Annotated in this window: 1 protein-coding gene and 1 pseudogene; both read right to left on the bottom strand. The window is 62.6% G+C overall.

All coding sequences use genetic code 11. From position 1 onward, the window contains the following. Nucleotides 1-102, bottom strand: a 102-nt coding sequence (locus tag ACSNOK_RS36610) for a VOC family protein (RefSeq protein WP_436784947.1), incomplete at its 3' end; no start/stop codon positions are given. Then, nucleotides 99-230: pseudogene (locus ACSNOK_RS36605) on the bottom strand (transcriptional regulator); the annotation flags it as partial. The pseudogene ACSNOK_RS36605 and the gene ACSNOK_RS36610, both read right to left, overlap by 4 nt.

Below are 230 nucleotides of genomic sequence, written 5' to 3'. Positions count from 1 at the left end.
CAGCGGGACGTCGTGCTTCTTCACGAAGCCCAGCACGTCGGTGTAGAAGCGCAGGGCTTTGTCCTTGTCGTCGACGAAGACGCTGGTGAGGTTGATCCTCATGGTGTGCTCTCCGGGGTGTCGGGCCTGAGCCATCGGGTCACGATGAGTTCGAGGGGTTCGGTGTTCAGGTCGTGGAACTTGTAGCGGCCCTTGCGCCGTGGAACGACCAGGCCGGCGGACTCCAGTAC

The sequence above is a fragment of the Streptomyces sp. URMC 126 genome (assembly GCF_051386555.1).
GTDB lineage: Bacteria > Actinomycetota > Actinomycetes > Streptomycetales > Streptomycetaceae > Streptomyces.
Note: the sequence above shows the minus strand (reverse complement) of the source record. Positions and strands in the feature narration are given on the sequence as shown.